18 protein-coding genes are annotated in these 20,248 nt (G+C 48.7%); 8 read left to right on the forward strand and 10 right to left on the reverse strand.

From position 1 onward, the window contains the following. Nucleotides 1–28: 28 nt before the first annotated feature. The gene (locus tag VB780_RS30555) at nt 29–655 is read right to left on the reverse strand and encodes a DUF1016 N-terminal domain-containing protein (RefSeq protein ID WP_323354972.1); all 627 of its coding nucleotides are present in this window, start codon (nt 653–655) and stop codon (nt 29–31) included. Between the two features lie 97 nt (nt 656–752). On the opposite strand from VB780_RS30555, the gene VB780_RS30560 reads away from it, so the two are divergent. Then, the gene (locus tag VB780_RS30560) at nt 753–881 is read left to right on the forward strand and encodes a hypothetical protein (protein WP_323354973.1); all 129 of its coding nucleotides are present in this window, start codon (nt 753–755) and stop codon (nt 879–881) included. 706 nt (nt 882–1,587) lie between these two features. Here VB780_RS30560 and VB780_RS30565 read toward each other — a convergent pair. The 3 genes from VB780_RS30565 to VB780_RS30575 all read right to left on the reverse strand — a co-directional run bounded on the left by VB780_RS30565 (nt 1,588) and on the right by VB780_RS30575 (nt 3,376). Continuing rightward, nucleotides 1,588–1,740, reverse strand: a complete 153-nt coding sequence (locus VB780_RS30565; protein WP_323354974.1) for a hypothetical protein — start codon at nt 1,738–1,740, stop codon at nt 1,588–1,590. Between the two features lie 725 nt (nt 1,741–2,465). Continuing rightward, nucleotides 2,466–2,780 (reverse strand): plasmid partition protein ParG, encoded by a 315-nt coding sequence (locus tag VB780_RS30570; RefSeq protein WP_323354975.1) that lies wholly within the window; start codon nt 2,778–2,780, stop codon nt 2,466–2,468. Next, nucleotides 2,777–3,376 carry a ParA family protein gene (locus VB780_RS30575; protein ID WP_323354976.1) on the reverse strand — a complete coding sequence of 200 codons (600 nt, stop codon included), beginning with the start codon at nt 3,374–3,376 and terminating at the stop codon, nt 2,777–2,779. Before VB780_RS30575 ends, VB780_RS30570 begins: the two co-directional genes overlap by 4 nt. A 331-nt stretch (nt 3,377–3,707) precedes the next feature. Between VB780_RS30575 and VB780_RS30580 the strand changes: the two genes are divergently transcribed. Next, nucleotides 3,708–4,076, forward strand: coding sequence for a tyrosine-type recombinase/integrase (locus VB780_RS30580; RefSeq protein ID WP_323354977.1), 369 nt, complete (start codon nt 3,708–3,710; stop codon nt 4,074–4,076). Between the two features lie 305 nt (nt 4,077–4,381). On the opposite strand, the gene VB780_RS30585 is transcribed toward VB780_RS30580, so the two are convergent. Continuing rightward, nucleotides 4,382–5,326, reverse strand: a complete 945-nt coding sequence (locus VB780_RS30585; protein WP_323354978.1) for a hypothetical protein — start codon at nt 5,324–5,326, stop codon at nt 4,382–4,384. Between the two features lie 1,755 nt (nt 5,327–7,081). On the opposite strand from VB780_RS30585, the gene VB780_RS31570 reads away from it, so the two are divergent. From VB780_RS31570 to VB780_RS30595, 4 genes are all read left to right on the forward strand, one after another. After that, entirely contained in the window at nt 7,082–7,450 is a 369-nt protein-coding gene (locus VB780_RS31570) for a heavy metal-binding domain-containing protein (RefSeq protein WP_416349283.1), read from the forward strand. Beyond that, entirely contained in the window at nt 7,447–7,809 is a 363-nt protein-coding gene (yidD, locus tag VB780_RS31575; RefSeq protein WP_416349284.1) for a membrane protein insertion efficiency factor YidD, read from the forward strand. The genes VB780_RS31570 and yidD overlap by 4 nt, the downstream gene beginning before the upstream one ends. Nucleotides 7,810–7,817: 8 nt before the next feature. Then, a complete protein-coding gene (locus VB780_RS30590) occupies nt 7,818–7,988 on the forward strand; it encodes a hypothetical protein (RefSeq protein WP_323354979.1) in 171 nt (56 codons plus the stop codon). 219 nt (nt 7,989–8,207) lie between these two features. Further along, the gene (locus VB780_RS30595) at nt 8,208–8,762 is read left to right on the forward strand and encodes a hypothetical protein (RefSeq protein WP_323354980.1); all 555 of its coding nucleotides are present in this window, start codon (nt 8,208–8,210) and stop codon (nt 8,760–8,762) included. 141 nt (nt 8,763–8,903) lie between these two features. Here the strand turns inward: VB780_RS30595 and VB780_RS30600 are convergent, their stop codons facing one another. From VB780_RS30600 to VB780_RS30615, 4 genes are read right to left on the reverse strand one after another with little or no spacing between them, the layout of a single operon-like run. Beyond that, nucleotides 8,904–12,056 carry a type I restriction endonuclease subunit R gene (locus VB780_RS30600; protein ID WP_323354981.1) on the reverse strand — a complete coding sequence of 1,051 codons (3,153 nt, stop codon included), beginning with the start codon at nt 12,054–12,056 and terminating at the stop codon, nt 8,904–8,906. Next, the gene (locus VB780_RS30605; RefSeq protein WP_323354982.1) at nt 12,040–12,702 is read right to left on the reverse strand and encodes an abortive infection family protein; all 663 of its coding nucleotides are present in this window, start codon (nt 12,700–12,702) and stop codon (nt 12,040–12,042) included. Before VB780_RS30605 ends, VB780_RS30600 begins: the two co-directional genes overlap by 17 nt. Nucleotides 12,703–12,704: 2 nt before the next feature. Next, nucleotides 12,705–13,925: a restriction endonuclease subunit S gene (locus VB780_RS30610; protein ID WP_323354983.1), complete on the reverse strand. Its 1,221-nt coding sequence runs from the start codon at nt 13,923–13,925 to the stop codon at nt 12,705–12,707. Further along, complete coding sequence (locus VB780_RS30615) at nt 13,922–15,538, reverse strand: class I SAM-dependent DNA methyltransferase (RefSeq protein WP_323354984.1); 1,617 nt, start codon at nt 15,536–15,538, stop codon at nt 13,922–13,924. The genes VB780_RS30610 and VB780_RS30615 overlap by 4 nt, the downstream gene beginning before the upstream one ends. A gap of 434 nt (nt 15,539–15,972) precedes the next feature. Here VB780_RS30615 and VB780_RS30620 point away from each other — a divergent pair, with 434 nt between their 5' ends. Both VB780_RS30620 and VB780_RS30625 read left to right on the forward strand, forming a co-directional pair. Then, complete coding sequence (locus VB780_RS30620; protein ID WP_323354985.1) at nt 15,973–16,740, forward strand: hypothetical protein; 768 nt, start codon at nt 15,973–15,975, stop codon at nt 16,738–16,740. An 818-nt stretch (nt 16,741–17,558) separates the two neighbouring features. Next, on the forward strand, nt 17,559–19,307 hold the full coding sequence (locus VB780_RS30625) for an AIPR family protein (RefSeq protein WP_323354986.1): 1,749 nt from the start codon (nt 17,559–17,561) through the stop codon (nt 19,305–19,307). A gap of 365 nt (nt 19,308–19,672) precedes the next feature. Here the strand turns inward: VB780_RS30625 and VB780_RS30630 are convergent, their stop codons facing one another. Next, nucleotides 19,673–20,212 (reverse strand): site-specific integrase, encoded by a 540-nt coding sequence (locus tag VB780_RS30630; protein WP_323354987.1) that lies wholly within the window; start codon nt 20,210–20,212, stop codon nt 19,673–19,675. Between the last annotated feature and the right edge of the window lie 36 nt (nt 20,213–20,248).

Below are 20,248 nucleotides of genomic sequence, written 5' to 3' on the forward strand. Positions count from 1 at the left end.
GCCACCGTAGGCGGAGTCAGTGACTCTGTTACGTGAGGACAAAGAGAAGGAGTCTTTGGAGAGGACGGCCTCTCGCTCGGAACGGGCAACTTTCACGTCGCACATAGGGATCCTTGATTAGCTGTTGCATCAGATCGGACTGGGGCGAGGGTAGGGTGCGCTCAAAGTTCGTGATCGCACCACCCTGGCGTTGAAACAGGCTGCTCTCAATTTGTAATATCAGCACGTTGCGACTCCAGCCGTTCTCAACGGTTTGCTGGATGTACCATATGCGTTCGGTTGGGTCTTTGACTTTCTCAAGAAGGGTGCAGTTGTGCTTCCAGGGAATTTGTGCACCAGCCTGGTGCACAAATTGTTCATCAGGCCAGGCTTCGGCGAAGGCCCGCATATACTTGAGATTGCGGGGGGAAAAGCCCTGCATATCAGGAAATTCCCGCTTCAAATCTTTCGCCAAGCGATCAATGACCTTGCCACCCCAGCCTTCTGCCTGTTGCCGGGCGAGAATCTCACGACCTATCTGCCAATAGAGCAGAATCAGCTCCTTGTTAACCGCCAGGACCGCCTTGATCTGCGCTGACCGGATCCGCTTCTTCAGTCCATTAAGCAGGGCAAAGTAATTTTCGTCTTCAGGAAACAGGGCAGGGGTTTGGGGCATAAAGCAAAAGTCACTAGGATCCGTAAAAGCACGGATGCTTCATTATGGCAGAACAGTATCATCAGGGTAAAACAATTGCACTACAGGAGGACACCCTATGACCACTCGTAAAGTCAAAGCGCAAAAAATCGGTCGTGATGCTAAGACAGGTCAGTTTATCCCTGTTGCCGAGGCCAAGAAACGCCCGAATACCACGGTTATTGAAACGGTAAAAAAGAATAAATAAAGACGGTTGATCAACCTAATCTATGAATGAAAACCATAGCTTTTTATCATAAGATTGATCGCCGCTATGCTTAGGGCAGCTCAACTGATGAGGCCAATCCCGAGCACAGCGGCGGTGATGATTATGGTATGGGTATTAGTCCTTGAGCCAGAATCTGAAAGGGTTAAGTGTATCGCCCGGTGGGCTGCAACTCTGGACAAAGTTGCTTACTGATCTCATCAGTTTGGGAGAAAAATGCGGGTGTCAGGGACTCAGCAGTAATTCCTCTAGAGAGCATGAAGTCAGCTAGCGCTGATGTGGCGGCATCGTCAGATTCTCTCTTAGTGCCACCCCTAGCCCTAGCTTCGCAAAAAGTATCGGCGTGCAAAATAGCACCAGTATTAAGTGCTTCTTCTAGCGCGGCTCCACTCAAAGCCGGTTGAGACCTAGCGTTGACGGCGCTTTGGCCAGCACTGCTAGTACACATCGATGCCAAATTTATGACTCTTCCGCTGCCGTCTACCATGTAGCAATAGTGGACAATTGATGAGTAGTCGATCTCGCTGGCTTTAGCCGTAGTAGGCATTACCAGCGGGGCTAGGAGTAATGCAGCAGGTAGTAGTGTTTTAATCATGGGGGCTTAGGCGAATGTGCTCTAATTCCCCCTACGACTCAAGTTCCCGCCGATCTGGATGCTTTACGGTTTAAATACGGGAGGGCGCTGTCGTCAGTTCTTCAATCCGCACTGCCGCCGCCAGCGTTGCAGGCGATGAAGTTGCTCTTTGATCTGGCCAGCTAACCAGCGCAAATCAGTACGCAACAGTTTGAGAAGACTGTACCAGGCTAGAATTATCCCGAGAAGGTAGATAAAAGAAGGCATAGAGAATTCCTTTGTAAAACGTACCCTCCAACTATCTCACCGGTGCATTGTGTCAAAGTAGTCAAGTAGCGAAAGACCCAAAACATAGCCTTTCGCTTTAGATGTCTAAACATTCAAATGTCTAGACGTTTGAATGTTTAGTGAGGTATTCCTCGATCACGGACTCGGCAATATCACTCATTTCCATATCTGCATCCATGCTGACCACCGCTGCCGATCTTGATTCTAGGTGTCGAGCAACTCCTAAAACATCTAAATGTTTAGATGTTTTAGGAGTTGGGTGGTGCTTCTGTGCTGTGACTTGCCAACCATCCCAAAACCTAAATCCGCCAAATTGGTAAAATGGTGAGCGAGTTAAACAAAGCTGTTCATTCTAGGTTAAATGTCCAGGCATTTAAACATCTAAGTATTTGAATGCTCCTTAAGGCTTGCCGGGATCGCATCCTCGGCTACCATATACCTCCATTCCCTCGTCAGGGCAGGCCCTTTTCAATTGGGATGTAATTCTTGTGTCAGATAAACGGTAGTCCTCTTCTAGTCGCTGCCGCCCTAAACGCTTAAACATCTAAATGTTTAAGCGTTTGAAAGGTTTAGGGGTGAGTATTTCTGCATCGCTACTCTCAAGCCATTCCAGAATCAAACTACGTCACAGTAGTCAAACAGCGAACAAAAGCCAAAGCTGTTCATTCCAGATTAAATGTCCAAGCATCTAAACATCTAAACATCTAAACATCTGAATGCTCTTCGAGCCATGCCGCGATCGCAGACTCGGCAATGTCACTCATCTCCATTCCCTCGTCAAGGCTGGCCCGCTTTAGTCGACGGTGTAGCTCTTGAGTTAGATAAACGGTGGTGCGCTTATAGTCGCTGCTGCTGCTCTTTGCCTTAGATGTCGAGATGTCGGGCTGTTTAGGTGCTTGAGTGTCTGGATGCTCAGATGTTTGGACATCTGACAATGGTTCAAAGGGGACGGGTGTTTCTATTTCGGGCTGCTGCTGGGCTGCTTTAAGCAGGTTGGCGAATCGGTTCTGATCACTCACGGTAATATCTCCTTCCCGATCGCGGTGTAGCAGCTCCAGGCGATACCCGCATAGCTATCGCCTTTCACGTCCTTAACTAGGCATCCATCAAGTGCAGCCCTCTGGAAAGCGTTCAGCCTGCGAATGCCGCCAGCGAATAGAGGAAGCCCAGCGTCGTTCAAAGATGCCCTAGCTTCTACTCCGGCTGCATTGGGCTTGGGGGGAATGATGGTGAGCAATACCCGGTATTCTGCCTTAAGCCCTTGCAGTGGCTCCACCATCTGGAGCATGGCCCCCATACTCAGGGCATCGGGGCTGCATGGAATGATCAGTAGGTCGCACCCCTGGGCAAGGCTGGCTAGCTCATCAGACGATGGCCGAGCGGCTGTGTCTATAACAACATGCTCAAACTTGCCAGACATGAGCAACTTGGGTGATCGCTGTTCATCAGCCACGGTAAAGGGGAGGCGATCGCTAGCAGCCCATTGGAGAGCAGAGCGGTTGCTGTCGCCATCGACTACCAGAGTTTCCCCCAGCCCTTGCAGGTATCCTCCCAGATGAATGGCGGTTGTGGTCTTGCCCACTCCACCCTTAAAGCTGACGACGGTTATAATCACTGTCCCAACTCCTGAATTATTTCGTGAGGATACCAGATGTCTGGGAGACTGAATGCTTAAACATCTAAAAGTTTAGGCGTCTAAGCATTCAAACATCTAGATGTTCAGGATGTTCACTTCAAGGCAGATAAAATTCACAATAATTCAGATTTCGTCTCATCATTCTAGACGTGAGACAGTGCAACGCAAAATCAAGGCTTTCCGGCGGTCTCACCTGAGACGCAAAGCCGCCCCATGCCCCAATGCCCGGAAAGCCTTATAACCCGTTGTTTTCTACTCAACAGAATCTCAATACTGTCTAGCAGAATGGGGATGGTATAGAACGGATCCGATGAGCACCAACGGCCAGGCGAAGGTCTTGACCCATGACGAAATTGCCCGGCTGTTTGGCGCGATGGGCTCTCCCCGAGATCAGGCGCTGTTCGGCATCCTGCTCTACTGCGGGCTGCGGGTAAGTGAGGCGATCTCTCTCCGGCCTGGCGACATCAAGGGGGATGTGCTGGTGCTGCCAGCCATGGATGGATTGGGGATTAGTACCCACAGCTTCAGGCGTACGGCCCTGACCAACCTGAGCAATGCTGGGGTACCACTGCGGGTGATTCAGGAGATTAGCGTTCACCGGAGCCTAGCCAGCTTGCAGCGCTACCTAGAGGTGAGCCCGGAGCAGAAGAAAGCGGCGATTGCGGCGTTGGGGTATTAATCAACTGTGCGAGTTTTGGTCAGTGTGATCGCACAAAGTAGAAGGGTTCACTTCTCTATAGCGAATCTGTATGTATCGGTGTAGTCTACCAATCTCCACAAACAAGGCTATAGCCTGGGCGATGTGAGCGCGCTTGAAGCCAGGGGCACCTTAGCCCATCGAATAGGAGGCTGAGTGGCCATAGAGTTTGGGGTCAGGTAGGCGCATCCCTGGCCCCACGTAGCCTTGCATTAGCGAGGGCTTGAGTATCAAACATATTGAAATCAGTATTGGCCATGAGAATTAATTGAACTCATCACCATCGATTAGCTTTCCCTCCGAAGGAGCCTAGGCTTGGGCGATACGCAGCGCGGCAAACGAGCATATTTATCGCGGTATTTAATTGACGCCATCTCTTCAGCTTGTTCTCTAGACCACTGGGGCATTGGGGGTAAATCAGCTACATCCGATAGTCGCTCTAAAGTGGTGGAATCGCCCGTAAGGTCAGTGATAATCTCAGCGATGAATTTACAACAGCTGAGTGTATGGCAAACAACTTGCTCTTCACTGAATCTAACTACTACCCAATTACGGTTTAGGAAAAAATCATTACGGTTGACATCTTTGATCCAACCTATGTAGTGAATTGGCTCTTCTGATGAGAGTACATAAGGCTCATCTACTTCGATATCAATATAAAGGTTAATATCAGAATCGATATAGGCTATGTCAGAAGTAAAGGGGCGTTCACATCCAGGAATCAAGAGTGCTTTATGAGTAAATGTTTTGCCAGGGAAATAAACGTCAAGCTCCTTTTTAAGGGTCTTTTCGTGACGCCCTTCCTTTGATTGGTAGTTTTCACCATCATCATGAGTGTCTTTCAGTAAATTAGATAGGTTCTCTTTGCGGTATTCCTGAATAGCCTCTGGTGAACGAGACTCAGCCTTTAGATTTTCACATTGCTGCTTGTATAATTTATGTTTCATTCTATGGTCAGCTTTTAATCCTTCGATTTCTAGCTCATATTTTTTAAGCAGCTCTGGGTATTCCTCTTTATAACTTGACCATCCTCTTAAGCGATCCGCGTAAGATTCATTTTGCTTTTTATAAAAGTCATCGGCCCCTTGCTTTAGAAAAGCCGTTGTAAAAGTTAATAATGATAGTGAGACTATTATGCCAAGTCCCCCAAATAAAATTATTAGAAACGCTAGCCCGTATCCACAGAAAGCAATAGCTAGAGATTTAGGGAGCAGACTTTCCCACTCAACCACTTTAGGTTCACTCCCTGGATGTCGGGGCGGGGGTGGGAGTTTTAATAGAGCTGGCTTTGGAGGGTATGTAACCGGAGGGAAGCTACCTTTTACAGCTTCTATCCCAGTAGGATATAGATGAAAAGGGTAGTGATCGGGCTTGTTGTATTGCATAAAGTGGGCCTCTTAGGTTGAATGGGTGCTGGCTCATAATCCTTTCAGAGCGCACGTTCTCTCCCGTAGAATGGCCTTACTTCCTCTCACCCCAAGACGTCTATCTTGGCTTTGCTCAAAACTTTAACAAAAAAATAAAACCGCTTCACATCTTCTGCCCTACTTGGTTCATTTGTACTATATAAATAGCGTCGACATTTTTATTCATTTGTGATTGATTATGTGAGAATTCATTCTGGTGTTTTTTGTCAGCTTATGTACTTTTTCTTTACAAAGAATGGTAGTCCCAAAAGCATAAACTCGTTCGGCCTCAACTGGCTACCACGGTAGGTTTCGGGAAGCCCCTGCAAGCGGCGATTTAGACCCGATAGAGCTGCAAGCGCTGGACAACCGGCTAGAGCGCTACGCTAGGCCGGAATCGCCATCGTGGGCGACTGTAACAGCTGCATTCTTGCCACAGCGCAATGGGTAGCCTAGCAGCTACTAGGATATGGCCGATCGCACCCTGCCCCTGCTACCACACCTTTCGGCTAGGGCAACATAGGCCAACAGCGGCGATCGCTTAGGCGATAGATGCAAAATCCGTTAACCCCCCTGGCCACGCTGCGGTCGGGGGGGTTTTGTTTTTATCACCTCTGCCAAACTCGCTTAGTCATTCGTGAAGAGCTGGTCAAGAGTTGGGGCGTGTCCGGTTCGGTGTGCGCCTTGCTGGGAATGTTGGAGTTGGAGCACCATAAAACACTGTTATGACAATGCCCTTATTGAAAGTCGCAGCTAGCGGGGTGGCGTTAGCCGTTTTGGTCACCTCGGCCACTGCTAATGCCTATCCTTACCCCCGTGTTTCAAGGCCTGAAGCTGAGCGCGACCTTAGATGCTACATGCACCTCAACAACACCTCAAGCAGCTTAAACCTAAGCTCAATCTGCAACAGCCTAATCGTTGTCCCAGCAGCTGCTGGCTCTAGCTCTGTCTCAAGGTCTTCAGCGGCAACGGTAAGCGGTGGATCGTCTGGTGGCGGGTCTAGCAGTAGCGACGATGGTCCCTGCAACGTCCCTACCGATCTAATGGCTAATGGGCAACCGTGTGGTAACCGTGCCGCAAGCGTACGGCCTGGGGGGCGCTAGCCGCTGCTGGCAGGAATAAGCGGGCTTAGTAGGCCCTAAGGTAGCGAAGCTGCGACTTGGGGCAATTTAATTCATTTGTATTGCCTGTATAGCTGCACCGCAGGCAACCCTGCAACGAAAGAATGCGAGTTTCAGCCTCTAAAAACGATAAATATAGGCAGTGTACTACTCAGTTTTGAAGAAAAGTAGTTCAGTCCTAGTCCAAGAGGTGTATTACCTGAATCCCTGCTGCTGAAGGGATTGATCGGTAAGTTGCCCCAAATCGCAGCTTCGCCAGTTTGAGGCCTAGGAGGCTCGCTACCGCTTACAACACTCCGGACAGTTTTTGATGGCCAACGGTAGAATCAGGGTTTTAGGCCTCTTCCACAGTAGCTCGGTCAACGAGAAATCGAGGGTTTCAACGCTTGCCTAGAAAAGTGTCCTGACTATTGCGCTTATCAACGCTTACTTAGAAAAACTGGGAGTAGAAGATTCCACAATGAGAGCTACACCAATAAAATCTGAAACCAAGACTTCGGCAAACATAAAGGTCAGCTCTGGTGGTATATCCCAGCCTTACCAGGTGATTGGCATCGTCATCGGTTTTGCTAGTACTACCGACTCCTGCGGATCAGGGGTCAAGGTTGAATCTACTTATCAAGCAGCTCTCGACCGACTGGTTGAGAGTGCTGTAGGAAAAGGAGCTAACGGACTCTTGTTCGTTAGTTTTCAGAACCGGACAGCTGTGGCTCAGGGGTGTGCTGGGCCATCACAGGCATTTGAGGTATTTGCTTGGGGAACAGCTGTTCGGCTAGCTCCACCTAAGCAGGTAGCTTCGTCACCCTTACCGAACCCAGCATCCTCGTGAGACAAGCCATAGACGGTCTGCTGAAGTATTTGGCTATCGCGGCGATTCGCCTTTATCAAATCTTTGGCAGACGGCTAGTAAGGCGCACCTGCCTCTTTCATCCGAGCTGCTCCAGGCGGGCGGTCATCTATTTCTCACGTTATGGTTTCCGCAAAGGGCTAAATCTGACTAAGGAACAGTTGTCCGAATGTCGGGCTAACTACTCTTTGCGTATCAACCCGGAGGGAGCCGTCGAGATGATCACGGCATCGGGGAAAGTTATCTCAGAATCAGACATCAATCCTCGCGTGGCTGCCCGTATAAAGATGTTCTGGGGTGCCCTTCCTGACTCCTCCACAGGCCTAGATCAAGACATATAGGCCTTAAGGTGTTCATCCCTGAGGTGAGCTACCTGCCGAAATGCTATACCGATGTGACTGATGAGGCCCGGTTGCTCTATGTGGCCATGACCAGGGCAATCGAGGTGCTGGTGTTGAGCTGCGATCGCAGGTCGGTGTTTACTGAGCGCCTGGAGGGAGCGCTGAAAAGATCGGTGTGATCTTCCTCTCTTCCGACGTTCGGGAGCAATGGCTACCCTTTAGAAGATTTACAATTAAAAATTAAAAAGTGAAATTGTGATTCTTTTTTATGCACTAGAATTCATAGAAAATCCTTAGTAAGGTCATAGGAGATATTCTCTAAAATGAACCCATATATAACTGACTCCCAATATGCAGTTCGCGGATTGATTGAGATGATTACTGTTGAGGAGACACAAATGTCTCACCTCGAAAGTCAGCATGATATGCTGACACAAAAAGAAAAATATCATCTTGCAGAACTTAATAACCTATCTTTTAACGAAGATGCACTTGCCTTTCAAGAACAGTGGGTAGCCACGAAATTGTGGAAAACCCGTGAAGAATCAAGCGAATTAAAACAACGGATCTCATATTTGAAACAATCCATTGATGTAAAAAGTTTTTCTACTGACTCTTTATGCGGTGCAATCCTTCAAATCGCAAAACAGGGAATATCCACTGTTTATGGAACCCTTGATCAATGTCCTGATGGACGAAACATAGGGGAGAATGCCAACGCACAAGGGATAAAGAATATCATTTGGCAGGCTCGCAACCAATCCATGCATTATGAAGAAGGAGATCTTAGACAAGCTACAGTCGAATGCTTTGATAAATTAGAGGCTTCTTTTGGTAGTAACTTTTCGTTATCTTTGACCTCAAACAAGAATATGGCTCATTATGTTATCCAAATATTAGGATGGAAAGATTACCATCAATATGAATCTGACATGAACAGCTTATTAGATTAAAGCTGTTCAGTGACATAAGTATTAAGCTCTTACCAATACAGCCGACAGCGATAACTTGAGCGTCGTAGGCTTCACCCCATCAAACAGCAGCAGGTTCAGCAAGTCGGTGTCCTCAACCAACTATTTAACGAACTCTCACCATCAACGGCTGTTCTCCACCTCAAACTCGGTAAACACTTTCGCCTGCTCCAGCACCAGCTCGATCGCCAGAGCCTGCATATCGGGCGGGTAGCCATAGTGCCGCAAGAGGCGTTTAACCATGACTTTCATGCGGGCGCGAACATTCTCTTTCAGGTTCCAATCGATCGTGGCATTTTGGCGGACACGAACCACCAGGGCGATCGCTAGCTCGCGCAGCTTGTCTTGCCCCATAATGTCCTGGGCGCTCTCATTTTGGGCCAGAGCATCGTAGAAGGCGAGTTCGTAGGGCTCTAGCCCCAGTTCTTCGCCCCGCTCTTTAGCCGCCTTGACATCCTTACCCAGCTCGATCAGCTCTTGCAGGATGTCGGTTACGCCGATGACCTGGTTTTTGTAACGGTTGAGAGCATCTTCTAGCATCTCGGCCAGCTTGCGACTCTGAACAATGTTGGTGCGCCGCTGGGCCTTGATTTCGTCCCGGAGCAGTTTTTTAAGCAGTTCGACGGCCAGGTTCTTATGCTCCATACCTTCGACTTCTTCAAGGAATTCGTCGGAGATAACAGAGACATTGGGGTTTTTGATACCCGCCTCGTCGAAGATGTTGACGACGGTATCGGAGACCAGGGCTTGGTCTACCACCTGGCGGATAGCTGTTTCGATCTCGACATTGCTGAGGCCACCGTCGGAGGGCTCTAGCTTCCGCAGGCTGGCTTGAATGGCCTGGAAGAAGGAGATTTTCTCACCCTGGGCGATCGCCTCGGGGTGGTGCGCGGTCAAGGCATAGATTTTGGAGAGGGCGGCCACGGCATCGAGAAAGCGGTCTTTGCGCTGGGGGTCGGCCACATAGTCTGTAGCGGCCTTGAGAAGGTTGAGTTTGTTGCCGGTGCTGGCGGTGAAATAGGGCGCGTAGTTAAAGCCCTCCATGATGCCCTCGACCACTTCTAACTTGGTGGCCAGCAGCCCCAGGGCCACATCCTGGTCGAGGGTGAGATCGCCTTTGCCGCCGCTGTTGGAGTAGAAATTGAGGGCTTCTCTGAGATCCTGGGCCACGCCGAGGTAATCCACAATCAGGCCGCCCTGCTTCTCGAAGTAGACTCGGTTAATGCGGGCGATCGCCTGCATCAGGTTGTGGCCCTTCATGGGCTTGTCGATGTACATGGTGTGGAGGCAGGGGGCATCAAACCCGGTGAGCCACATATCGCAGACAATTACCAGCTCTAGCTCGTTGTTGGGGTCTTTGAGGCGCTGGGCCAGAATCTGGCGCTGCTTTTTGGTGGTGTGGTGCTGCACCAGGTTGCCTTCGTCGGAGGCGCTAGCGGTCATCACCACCTTGAGTTTGCCGCTGTTCAAATCATCGCTGTGCCAATCAGGGCGGAGCTGAATGATCTGCTCATAGAGGTTAGCTGCCACCCGCCGACTGATAGCAACAATCATGCCTTTGCCCCGGTTAACGGTCTGGCGCTGCTCAAAGTGGGTCACAATATCGCTGGCGATGGTTTGGAGCCGCTGGGTAGAGCCAACGATCGCCTCAATTTTGGTCTGGTTGGCTTTGGCCTGCTGGGTGCTGCTGAGGTCTTCAAGGCTGAGATCGTCGTCTAACTCATTCAGCAAATTTCGCCCCTGCTCGTCGAGGTCTACCTTGACCAGGCGGCTCTCGTAGTAAATGGGCACGGTGGCCCCATCTTCGACGGCCTGGGCGATGTCGTAGATGTCGATGTAGTCGCCAAAGATGTCGGGGGTGTTTTTGTCGGTTTGCTCAACAGGGGTACCGGTGAACCCAACAAAGGTGGCCCTGGGCAGGGCATCGCGGATGTACTTGGCGAAACCGTAGCGGGTGTCTTTGCCCACTTCGTTGCCGTCGGCATCGCGCAGGGTGACCTGTTTGGCTTTGAAGCCGTACTGGCTGCGGTGAGCCTCGTCGGCCAGTACAACAATGTTGGTGCGATCGCTAATCTGCGGGTAAAGGGTTTCACCGTCGGCGGGGGCGAACTTCTGCACGGTGGTAAAGACAATGCCCCCCGAGGCCACATTCAGCAGGTCTCGCACGGCGGCGCGATCGTTGGCCTGCCTGGGCTCTTGGCGCAGGAGCTGGCGGCACCCGGCAAAGGTATCAAAGAGCTGGTCGTCGAGGTCGTTGCGATCGGTGAGGATGACCAGGGTGGGGTTATCGAGGGTCAGCACCAGCTTGCCGCTGAGGAACACCATGGAGAGGGATTTACCGCTGCCCTGGGTGTGCCATACCACCCCGCCCCGGCGACTGCCCTGGGTGGCGGCAAGGACGCTCTCAACGGCTTTGTTGACGGCGTAGTACTGGTGGTAGGCTCCCAGCTTTTTGATGGTCGTGAGGGTGACCACTTCGGTGGTGGGGTCTACGGTTTTGATCTTCTCAAATACGGTGAAATGGCGAATTAGGTCGAGCAGGGTGGTTTTGTTGAGCATCCCCTGCACTAAGATTTCTAGCTCGTTGGTGTCGGGGTGGTTGTCGATGTCACCGTTGAGGAGCTGGCGCTTCCACTGGCTGAAGCGGGTGTAGTCGGCGGAGAGGGAACCAGCGCGGGCACAGAGGCCGTCAGAAATCACCAGCAGGGCGTTATAGGTAAACAGGCTGGGAATCTGGCTCTTGTAGGTTTGGAGCTGGTTCCAGGCCGCTTGCAGATCAGCTTTGGCATCGGCGGCGTTTTTCAGCTCAATCACCACCAGGGGCAACCCATTGATGAAAAGAATCACGTCGGGGCGGCGGTTGTGATTATCTTCAATAATGGTGAACTGATTTACCGCTAAAAACTCGTTGTTGTTGGGGGCGTCCCAGTCAATCAGCCAGAGCTGTTCGCCTTTGGTTTCGCCGTTGCGGGTGTATTCAACGGTGATGCCTTCGGTGAGGTAGCGGTGGAAGGTTTCGTTGTTGGTGATCAGGTCGGGGCTGGCGATGTTTTGCAGTTCCCTCTGAGCCTGGGCGCGAATTTCGGCGGGAATGAGGGGGTTGATGCGGCTGATGGCGGCAGTGAGACGGTCTTTGAGAAGAACATCACCATAGGACTGTCGCTCAGATCGAGCATCTTCAGAGGATAGTTCAACCCCATCCTGGTACTCATATCCCAGTGCCTGAAGAGTTCTTAGAGAAAATTCTTCAATTTGAGCTTCAGTCAGCTTCTTCATTAGCTTTTACCAATAGGTATTCTTGGTATTTGTCCTTGTAAGCGATTGGATCTCCAAATAGAGCAATGCTTGTCATAATTGGAACTCCAGCAACCATTACAGTTCCATTTTCATCATCTAGCCAGTCATTAAAATATCTATAATCTTCATCTTCATACTTGATTTCTTTCCCTTTACTCTTGAGCGGATATTCAACCTCATAAAATTCAATCAAGAAGCAAGCAATAGTTTCTACAGAGTTCATGAGAAAGAAAGCAGCTAGCTCTTCCGTTTTCTCATCTTCAATGGAATATAAATTTTTCCCGTGCGACAAGCCATTTCTAATTTCTCCCAAATGCTGGATTGACGTGATCATCCCGCTAATAAATTTACTATTTTCTTCACATCTAACCAGATTAATATTTCTAAGAGTTTCTGATACCAGTTTGTTAATTCGTATCGCTTTCAACTTTGATTCATCCTTGTATGCCTCAACTCGCTCAAACAAGATTGTTTTTAGAATAGTCTCAATCAATGAGTGAGCATTGGAAATTGCTGAATCAAGATCAGAGGCATAGACCAGCTCAATTCGATTAATGAAGGTCTCCAGAGAATTCCATCGTCGATATCTTTCGACTAGGCCTCGAAGTCGTTGTAATTTTTGCATTCTCAACTCATTATCCTAATTTGACCGCTCATTAGTTTGGGTAGAAGCACATCACGGGTTTGAGTCAGAGTCTGAATATGTAATTTGTTTTGAATGGTTTTATCAAAAATAGGACAAATAGATTCATCCATTATTAGGAGTTGACTTTCAGTTGGAATGGAGCAAAGTGCCTCTGATAAATGCTTTCTTTGAATATGTCCCATTGTCGTTGCCTTACTCTTTGCAATCGCTTGAAAATGAATAAGGTGCTCAAGAGTCCAGAAGTAATAGAACCACTTTGGATACCCCGTAGAAGAAACTTTAAACAAATGTTGATTTAAGGCACCCTTACCAAAGCACCAAACGACTATTTCCAATGAGCCTGACCATGAAAAAAGAACATCCCCATTATCAATGATGTATTTGCTTGATATATCTGAGCTTGCTTTGTCTGTGTTTGCTGTGATACCCGCTTTCATCTCTCGAATTTTTATTACAGGCAAGAAGGCTTTGTCATCAGTGACCGGGTAGTTTTGAAGTGCTAGTCCGTTAAGGAAGTCTGCAACCTTATCTAAGGGTTTGACCCTCCATCCTGCGGGGATGTCGCCTAGCTCTGACGGTTCCATTACGCCGCCAGATGACTTGTAGGGCTTGCCATCGACATTGGGAAAATCGAAATCGACGAACCAATGTTTGAAGAGGGTTTGCGCGATCGCCTCTAGCGTCTCGTTCTGTTTGCGGAGGTTTTCGATCTTGCGATCGAGGTTTGCTAGCGTGTTCCCTATTTGACTCTGAATTTCAAGAGCGGGCAAATCTGGGAGATTGAGTTCCCTAATGTCAGACATATTGAGATGCTCAACTGTTGAGCCCGCCGCCCTAGTTGTCATTTCATGCTGTATCTCGCGTGACAGCATGAGATACAGCAGGTAGTACGGAAAAACCTTTTCAGGATTTGGGCGAATCAGAACCGTTCTCTGTCCCAGACAGGCTCTTTGTCCTTCAGGAATAATCCCAACTTCTCCAACAGGTGCCTCTCTTGCAAGTATCAAGTCGTAAGCTCTTGGCTCTAGCCTTTGTGTCCATGCTCGATAAGTCTCCTCTGATATTTTATTTGCACCTCTAAAATCAATTACTCCACGCTTAATATCAGTTGTCCTAATTGACGGAATACCACTTTCTTGAGTTGGGGCTGTCTTATGTTCACAGTCGATGATATTCAGGCAAATGTGATCTAATTGCGTCATAGCTCAAACCCCACCTTCGCCAACTGCACCTTAATTTCCTTATCCAGCGCCTCCGCCTCCTTCATCTGCGCTGCTAGCTCCGCCGTCAACACTGCCATCTTGTCCTCAAACAGCACCCCATCTTCTGCCTCATCTGGTATGCCCACATAGCGCCCCGGTGTCAGCACAAAATTGTGCTTCTCAATCTCCGCTAACGTTGCTGACTTGCAGAACCCCTTGATGTCCTCATAGTCGCCGCCGTCGCGCTTCCACTCGTGGTAGGTGCCCGAAATCCGCTGAATGTCCTCCTCAGCAAAGGCCCGGTTGCGCCGGTTAACCATGTAGCCCAGCTCAGAGGCATCAATAAACAACACCTCTCCCTTGCGATCGCGGTTCTTGTTGCCATTCTTATACCGACTGAGAAACCACAGACAGGCGGGAATCCCAGTGTTGTAAAACAACTGGGTTGGCAGCATCACGATACAGTCCACCAGGTCTTGCTGCACCAGCGCCTTGCGAATCTCCCCCTCTCCACTAGAGTTCGACGACAGCGACCCATTCGACAACACAAACCCCGCTGCCCCCGTCGGGGCCAGGTGGTAGAGGAAGTGCTGCACCCAGGCAAAGTTGGCATTGCCCACGGGCGGCGCTCCATACTGCCAGCGGCCATCCTTACGGAGCAGTTCCCCGCCCCAGTCACTGTCATTGAAGGGCGGATTGGCGATCACAAAGTCCGCCTTCAAGTCCTTATGGGCGTCATTTAAAAACGACCCCTCCGGGTTCCACTTGATGTTGGAGCCATCAATGCCCCGGATCGCCAGGTTCATCCGACACAGCTTGTAGGTGGTCTCGTTGCTCTCCTGGCCATAGATAGAGATGTCATCCAGTCGCCCCTGGTGGTGGCTGACAAACTTCTCACTTTGAACAAACATGCCACCCGACCCACAGCAGGGGTCAAACACTCGCCCTTTATAGGGTTCTAGCATCTCCACCAGCACCCTAACTACCGCCTCCGGCGTATAGAACTGGCCTCCCTTCTTGCCCTCGGCTAGGGCAAACTCTCCCAGGAAGTATTCATACACCTGCCCCAGCAGGTCAGCCTGTCGAGGCTCCGCCCTGGGCTCAATGGGCTCTGTCTCCAGATTGAGTTGCCCGCCAGACTCTTCCTTCACTTTGGCAAGATTGATGCTGCCAATCATATCGATCAGCCCCCCCAAAGAGGTGGGGTCGAGCTTCTGCTGACCATATACCTTAGGCAAAATCCCCTTTAGCGCCTTAGGGTTAGCTAGCTCGATCGACTCCATCGCCTCATCTACCAGTTGCCCAATGGTCGGCTGCTTCGCTTGGGCCTGTAGCGTTGACCACCGAGCCTCCTCGGGCACAAAGAACACGTTCTCCGCTTTGTACTCATCGGGATCTTCAGGGTCAGCCCCTTCGTAGTCCCCCTCCCCGGCCACCAGCTTCTCGTGGAGCTGTTCAAAGGCATCAGAGATGTACTTGAGAAAAATCAACCCCAAAGCAATGTGCTTATACTCGGCAGCGTCGATGTTCTTTCGCAGCTTGTCAGCCGCCTTCCAAAGCTTCTGCTCTAGCGATTCGTTGTTCTGGGTTTTAGCGCTCTTCGCCTTGGGCATATCAGCTCGTAATTACATGGAGGCCCCTAAAAGTATGCCCTATGCCCTCCAGATGGCAACGGCTATGAAGATGAGGTGAAATTAAACTCAGGGTTGGGCGATCGCATTCACCTTCTCATCCTCCAACACATCGAGGTAACGCTACAGCGCCGCCATGGACAACCACCTGACCAGACATGGAGGCCTTCAACCTTCCCTCCTCTTCAGCAATTGCCTACAGGCAGTGCAGGAACCCAACAGATACTTTAGACAGGAGTAATGCTAATATGCCAAAAAAATACACTTGCCAGAAAGATTGAGAGTTAGATTATTATCAGTATTTTTGCCATTAGACTACGATTACTCTTTCGGGGAAAGTGGTTAAGGATATTTAAATAGGTTGCCCGAGACAGTCTTAACCTTGTTTTTGATCGGTTTTTTTAGGAAACATAGTTATGAAGAAGCGTCGTCAACTTAGCAAGAAACAACTTCTCAGCATTATTAGACGCTTAGAGAACAACCCAAAAAACTACGCTAGAATCTTCGGAGAAGTAGGTGTTGCCGGAGTTGGTGCAGCTGGTGCTGGAGCGGTTGCAGCAGTCGCAGGTGCAGGTGTTGCCCCTATTCCAATTGTTACGGCACTTACAGGATTTGGCTTAGTAGTTGCAGCACCTGCAACACTTGTTGCGGGTGCTGCTATCGCTGGCGGCGTAGCTACTTATGGCTTAACAAAAACAATTGTTCAGGCCAAGAATGAGGAAGTAGAAAAAAAAGAAGCGGGGCAGAAGTTTAAGGATTTTTCTTTAATAATAAACGATAGATTGCAACAAGCAAAAGATAAAAAATCCAGCCTTACAGATAAGGATAAGGCAGAGTTCATTATTTTTCTAAAGACTCCAATTCTTCTGGATAAGTTATCTCCTGCTAATGCTCAAGGTTTAATTGAATATATTGATAGTGAGAAGTCATCGCTTGTCGAAGCTTATGTGAAGTTGATGCAATATTTTTTGGGGGTAGGCCAGGCAGATAAGGTTGACAATAGAACGCCAAAGCCACAAGAAGAGGAAGAAGAGAAAAAGGCAATGAAAAAGCTCCACGCTCGCCTTCTTGGTGATGTGGATAAAGCCGAGAGATTAATCCAGTTTGAGAGGAATCGTTTGCCAAATGCATCTAGACTGGAGCTAATCCTAGCTGCTATGGAGAGGCTAGATAGAGATAACTAGCATCAAGAATCCGGATAATTTTAGCAGCGCAGTTATAAGGCTTACAGGGCAATTTTTCTAGCAATCGCATATAAAGTAAAGAAAATTGAATACGCTCACCCCAGGGATGAGTAGATTAGCTGGGCTTGATGTGCGACGAATGGACGGTGATTCATCCTTAGTTGTTTACAGCTGCGTGATCGCATTCACCCTCTCCTCCTCCGACACCTCCAAATACCGCTGTAGCGCCGCCATCGACGACCACCCGCCCAGGTCTTGGACGCCTTTAACCTTACCCCAACCTTATCCCATCGAGTCGCCTAGGTGCGCCGGTTGCTGTGGGTGCTGTGGGTGCTGTAGCCGCGCAGGTCCAGGAGATCGGCGCACCTGGGCAAGACTGAATCGGAGGGTATGGAGAAGATGAGTCGCCGGGTGGCCCAGATTAAGAATCAGGTCACGGCGCTGATTTTGACGGATTCATAATTTCAATGTTGCAGTTCCCTTTGGTATAAGGTACGTTGAGACGCCTGTAACACTTATTCAGCAGGGGATGTGCTGTACTTCACCCAAGCAGGAACCGCTATAATATCCTTCAATAGTACGGATACTCTTCTGAGTAAACGCTGAAACCCTTGATCTTTTATTGGCCAGGCCACTACAGAAAAGGCTTAAAGCCCTCACTCTGCCGTTGGCCATCAAAAACTGTCCAGAGTACTAGCCTTTCAAAAGGGTACTTTATACAACAGCGTTGAAGATGAAACTACAGTTAGGCTTTGTCTTCATCACTCAGATCGACTCAGATCTATTTATATTTAACACAATCTAAAAGATAAAAATTTATGGAATCTTCGCCACTAGTAGCGCTACAGTCAAGAACAGATCTTACCAAATACGGAGATAATGCCTTACTACTCTTTACACTTCAGCTTCGATTTGAAATTGAGGATATTGACGCTGTAGCCACCAATTCTCTGACAGATAGCCCAAACGATAAGAAGTGTGACCTAGTTTATATTGATAAAGAGAACCACATAGCGGTAATTGCACAGGGCTACTTTTGCAAAAAACCTGTTCTCCCCAGTGAAGCTCCTGCCAACAAGGCTTCCGACTTGAACACTGCTGTAGCCTGGCTCTTATCTACACCAGTCCAAGACTTGCCAACTGAACTACTTCGTTCGGCAGCAACTGAACTGCGGCTAGCATTAAAAAATAAAGAAATTAATTCAATAGAGTTTTGGTATTCACACAATTTGCCTGAGTCTAGTAATGTCAACAATGAGTTGAATGCAGTTACTAGGAATGCACAGAATGCAATCAGACAGAATTTTGAGGAATGCACAGATATCAATATTTCTGCCTTAGAAATAGGAGTTTCTGCAATAAGCAGTCTTTACAATAGCTTAACTACTCCAATTTTAGTACCTGAAAAACTTTGTGTATCAATTTCTAAGGGTTTTGATGTAGCCACTGCTGACTGGCGTGCTTTTATCACAACTGTTCCTGCTGATTGGCTATATAGTCTTTTTAAGAAACATGATTCAAAGCTCTTTTCAGCGAACATAAGAGGATATTTAGGCAGCCGAAACGCAGATGCAAACATTAATAACGGCATAAAGAAAACCGCTCAAGATGATCCCGATCATTTCTGTGTTTTTAATAATGGTATTACTGCAATAACTCACGATATTTATCATGATGAAACTAATCAAATTCTTGAATTGACAGGAATTTCAATTGTGAACGGAGCACAAACTACAGGTGCAATTGGCAGTCTTGAAACAGCTCCTTCAAGCGATGCTAAAGTCCAAGCCCGATTTATCGTCTGTTCAAATCCAGACACAATAAAGTCTGTTATCCGGTATAACAACAGTCAGAATAAGGTTGAAGCACCTGATTTCAGAAGCAATGATTCAGTGCAAAGTAGATTAGTAAGTGAGTTCATTAATATTCCAGAAGCAGAGTATTCTGGTGGACGAAGAGGTGGTTCAGAGGATGTCATTAGGCGTCGAACGAATCTGTTACCTTCTAGCACAGTTGGCCAGGCTTTAACCGCATTCCATGGGGATCCGCTGAATGCGTATAATACTAAGTCCGATATTTGGAAATCAAATTCTCTGTACGATAGAGTTTTTAGTAGCAAAACTACTGCAAAGCATATAGTTTTTGTATATTCTTTGCATGAAGCTCTGAACGACTTTAAAAGAGAACTTTTGGAAAAGCGCAATGGTAACACTATTACTGATGCTGAGAAGGCACAGCTAGGATTTTTTCTGAATCGTGGTTCAACAGTCGTTGCAATGACTGCAATTTCTGCATGTTTGGAAGTACTGATTAGCCAACAAATTCCAGACACCTTTAAGCTATCTTTTGGAAATGTCTCGCCTACCGTTGCAAAATCAATCTGGAGAGAAGTACTTGAACCAATAATTGCTCTCATTTCACAGTTAAATCCTGCTGTAGAAAATGGTATTAAAGGACAAAGTAGTACTGCATCGACAATCCAAACTTTTCGTTCATTAGTTGATGCGGTTAAAGTGCCCAACGCTGAAACCTACAGAAATTTCAAAAATAAAGTTGAAATAAACTAGATTTGAACCAGTAAATAAGAAATAAGCAAGTAAAAATTATTATCTATAGCACCTAGCGACTCATACAATTTGAACTGTTGAAATGTTTGCCATGTATTCGTTTTTTTATTTGACTCAGACTTGCGAAGCTACGATAGCGAACAAGTTAAGGCTAAAGTTTTTGCTGGATAAGCAATATGAACGAATCGCCTTATCTGCAACCTGATCGTGCACAAATATCCTGCAAAGAACCCCAACAACGCATCCCCCGCCGTCCGCTGCTCCAGGTTCAGGTAGCTGGTCAGCGACACCAAGCTAGCGTGGCCGGTAATCGACATAATCTCACGCAGGGGCACCCCGAATCATAGAGATGGGTGGCCAGTGAATTAGAGCTGCGAGATCGCCTCCACCTTCTCCTCCTCCGATACATCGAGATACCGCTGCAGCGCCGCCATTGACGACCACCCGCCCAGGTCTTGAATCGCCTTCAGCCGCACCCCCGCCTTATCCAACCGAGTCGCCCAGGTGCGCCGATTGCTGTGAGTGCTGTAGCCGCGCAGACCCAAGCGGTCGCACGCCTTGCGCAGTGCCAAATCACAGGCCTGCCGCGTAATTGGACCCTCACCACTCCGCCCCGGAAACAGATACCCCCGGCTCGGCAACTCTGCCTCCCCCAAAACAGCTTTGAGCTTGGGATGAATCGGCACCGCCCGCGTCCGCTTCGTCTTCGTCGTCGCCTTGCGCAGCACCAGCGTCTCCCCCACCACATCCTCCGCCCGCAGCTGCCTCGCCTCACTGACCCGGCAGCCCGTGTAGTAGCAGATCGAGAAGAGCGATCGCATCTTAGGGCTGAGTTCCGCCATCACCTGCTCGAACTGATCCGCCGACCAAATTTCGGCCTGGTCGTGGCGATTTTGCTTCGGCACCGGCTCACCTCAAGATTTGGATCCAAACTAGCCTTG

It is taken from the genome of Leptolyngbya sp. CCNP1308 (genome assembly GCF_034932455.1).
GTDB lineage: Bacteria > Cyanobacteriota > Cyanobacteriia > Phormidesmidales > Phormidesmidaceae > Nodosilinea.

Excerpts from the sequence above, each read along its gene's own strand:
- VB780_RS30555 (WP_323354972.1), bottom strand. The coding sequence starts at position 655 with ATGCCCCAAACCCCTGCCCTGTTTCCTGAAGACGAAAATTACTTTGCC.
- VB780_RS30560 (WP_323354973.1), top strand. The coding sequence starts at position 753 with ATGACCACTCGTAAAGTCAAAGCGCAAAAAATCGGTCGTGATGCTAAG.
- VB780_RS30565 (WP_323354974.1), bottom strand. The coding sequence starts at position 1,740 with ATGCCTTCTTTTATCTACCTTCTCGGGATAATTCTAGCCTGGTACAGT.
- VB780_RS30580 (WP_323354977.1), top strand. The coding sequence starts at position 3,708 with ATGAGCACCAACGGCCAGGCGAAGGTCTTGACCCATGACGAAATTGCC.
- VB780_RS31570 (WP_416349283.1), top strand. The coding sequence starts at position 7,082 with ATGAGAGCTACACCAATAAAATCTGAAACCAAGACTTCGGCAAACATA.
- VB780_RS30595 (WP_323354980.1), top strand. The coding sequence starts at position 8,208 with ATGTCTCACCTCGAAAGTCAGCATGATATGCTGACACAAAAAGAAAAA.
- VB780_RS30600 (WP_323354981.1), bottom strand. The coding sequence starts at position 12,056 with ATGAAGAAGCTGACTGAAGCTCAAATTGAAGAATTTTCTCTAAGAACT.
- VB780_RS30605 (WP_323354982.1), bottom strand. The coding sequence starts at position 12,702 with ATGCAAAAATTACAACGACTTCGAGGCCTAGTCGAAAGATATCGACGA.
- VB780_RS30610 (WP_323354983.1), bottom strand. The coding sequence starts at position 13,925 with ATGACGCAATTAGATCACATTTGCCTGAATATCATCGACTGTGAACAT.
- VB780_RS30615 (WP_323354984.1), bottom strand. The coding sequence starts at position 15,538 with ATGCCCAAGGCGAAGAGCGCTAAAACCCAGAACAACGAATCGCTAGAG.
- VB780_RS30620 (WP_323354985.1), top strand. The coding sequence starts at position 15,973 with ATGAAGAAGCGTCGTCAACTTAGCAAGAAACAACTTCTCAGCATTATT.
- VB780_RS30625 (WP_323354986.1), top strand. The coding sequence starts at position 17,559 with ATGGAATCTTCGCCACTAGTAGCGCTACAGTCAAGAACAGATCTTACC.